Below are 2,616 nucleotides of genomic sequence, written 5' to 3'. Positions count from 1 at the left end.
ACCATTATCTGAGAAGATAATCAAAAAATCGTGTATTTATGCAATATACGGAAATTTTTCTCGGATAATCATATTTCTAGGATAATGACTATTATCTCACTTCTCGAATAATAGTCATGCCCGAAGATACTTTACAGATTCTCTAAAAGCGATGCCAGATAAAAAAAGTAAAGCGGCGCTGGAAGCTACAAAGGGATTGAACTTCTGTAACCAACTTTTTTCTATAGAACATGCTACATCAACTCTAACGAGTGAAGAACGTTTTGAGACTCGTTTAGAAAAAAGCAAACCTCTGTTGGAGGCTTTTTCGTCATGGCTTAATATACAAAGCAAGAGAGTGCTACCCAAAAGTGCGCTAGGAAAGGCCATTACTTATTGTAGAAATCAATGGACTAACTTAGAAGCATTTCTCTTGGATGGAAGACTGGAGCTAACTAATAATAGAGCTGAACGATCAATAAAACCTTTTGTAATTGGAAGAAAAAATTGGTTATTCAGTGATTCTCAACGCGGAGCTTGGGCTAGTGCTATAATTTATAGTATCATCGAAACGGCAGAAGAAAATGATTTAAAGCCTTATGAATATTTAACTTACCTTTTCGAACAACTTCCTAATACTGATGTAACTAACATGAATTCATTGGATAAGTTACTTCCTTGGTCAGATACTATACCCGAAAATTGTAAAGCACCAGCTCAAGCAGAGGCTGAAAATTTAGAGAGTGCAAAAGCATAAATCAATCCCCCTCTTAAGTGTAAGATGGGGGTCTTTTGTTTCTATTTTTTCATGAATGTATGTATTTAAGAAGGTGGGTAAGGTTTGACACTTACAGTTAAGTGTGTATGAAGAAGCTTTAGGAATTCGAATAAGAAAACAATAATATTATGTTGACCATAGTTGAACTTCAGAAGGTAGGGGTAAATATATAATTTTTTTAGCAATGTATAAAAAGATAATCCCATTTATGATATTATGTGCAGCAAGCATAAAAATTACGCAATGAGGTAGATGCCAACTTCCCATTATTCTTACAATTGGAAGCTGGAAAAATGAATATTTAATTGATAAGAGTAAGGAATGTAAGATATATTATAAAATCATATTTTATAAAAATTCCTCTCTGTTAAAGAATAAGGTCGAGACGTCGAACTTTTTAAAAACCCCATCAAACCTTAATCTATCTGTATCATTTATCTTTAACACTGTTGACGTATAAGCCGGAGTAGATTATAATTATTTATGACTAAGGGAAATAGAAGCATACGCACTATTTTATAGAATGTTAAGTATAAATGTAGAAATATTAATGGGCTGATATATGGTATGCAGGTTAAATACTAAAGTTGAGTTTTATGGTGGCAGTGCCACCCGTTTGCCACTGTCACACAAGATATTATTAGATACAATTAGTTAATATAAAAGCATTGATTAAAAGAAGCATAAAATTCAATGATGTGGTGGAAATTCCGACCATTTTCCGACGGTCCATAAAATACGTTTAGATATAATCAAATAATTTTAGTGCTTAAAAATTATTATGTACCTCATATATGGTATTATATCAATGCTCACAAAGTATTATAAAATATATTTAGATAAGCTAAAATACGGGATATAAACATACCCCTCACATAGAAACTATCGTAGACATAGTCAAGGTAAATCAATAGGTTCAAGGGTTTAGATGTTTAAAACACAATCAGATTATGAATTTTTTCGACGGTTACTCAAGCGCGTCGGAAAAATTCTTTTCAAAATTGTATATAATAGATTAGTTTATTTTCTTGTAACATTAGAATAGTTATCCATGGCAGCAATTTAGCCTATATCATAGTCAAACCATTGATTTAAAGCCTCCGTAGGTTGATGCACTCTATTTTTCTTTGGATTTTAATAAGAAAGAGAAAAAATATGGCTGATTATTTTTCAGTTAAATTTAACTTTGATTTTAAAATTAAAGGATTTAACATTTTAACATAGAACTTTAACAATATTAAACATGTTAAAAGTACAACCACAATGAGCTGACAATAATCATATTAGACTTAATATGTCAAGTAAAGAGCATTAGGTAACTATTAGTTGTAAATTTATTGGTAAATATGGCGTCCATAATGAATTTATTATTCTATATCCAAATATGATATAATGAAGGGTGGTGAAATGAAATGGATAAAGAAATATTAGAAATATTAAAGAGACTAGAAATTAAACAAGATGAAACATATCAAATAGTCAAAGCCCTTGAGCATTCAGCAGAAGTAAGCAAGGCTGAACGTGATAAAATGGCCAATGATATATCTCATATTAAGGGCAATGTTGAGGGGATTAGAAAAGATATTAGCAACGTTGAAATTATAACAAGTAGCAATTGGAATGATATAGCAAAATTGAAAGCTGTAAAATAACCAGGGTGAATCCTTGGTTATTTTATTTTGAAATATATTATTTAATTTATATATTAGCTAACCAGTGAACCTCACATGATTGAAATCACGTGCTTCTAAGATCACTCTTAAAATTCCCCACATCGACGTCCTCGTAACCTACTAACTCCATGGGTGTTATATTTCGGATAAGTTCCTACCCTACATTTCCTCTATATGAATTTTTAT

2 protein-coding genes and 1 pseudogene are annotated in these 2,616 nt (G+C 31.2%); all 3 read left to right on the top strand.

Annotated features, from left to right (window positions below):
• Nucleotides 1–121 precede the first annotated feature (121 nt).
• A pseudogene (locus tag KPL51_RS24610) lies at nt 122–505 on the top strand (IS66 family transposase); the annotation flags it as partial.
• A gap of 24 nt (nt 506–529) precedes the next feature.
• Nucleotides 530–736 carry a transposase domain-containing protein gene (locus KPL51_RS24605; RefSeq protein WP_376770109.1) on the top strand — a complete coding sequence of 69 codons (207 nt, stop codon included), beginning with the start codon at nt 530–532 and terminating at the stop codon, nt 734–736.
• Nucleotides 737–2,169: 1,433 nt separating this feature from the next.
• Nucleotides 2,170–2,409 carry a hypothetical protein gene (locus tag KPL51_RS22845; protein WP_216166702.1) on the top strand — a complete coding sequence of 80 codons (240 nt, stop codon included), beginning with the start codon at nt 2,170–2,172 and terminating at the stop codon, nt 2,407–2,409.
• Nucleotides 2,410–2,616 lie beyond the last annotated feature (207 nt).

Origin of the sequence: Clostridium bowmanii (assembly GCF_018861315.1) — a bacterium.
In the GTDB taxonomy this organism is placed as follows: domain Bacteria; phylum Bacillota; class Clostridia; order Clostridiales; family Clostridiaceae; genus Clostridium_AD; species Clostridium_AD bowmanii.
The sequence above is the reverse complement of the archived record's forward strand: the minus strand, read 5'-3'. Positions and strand labels throughout refer to the sequence as shown.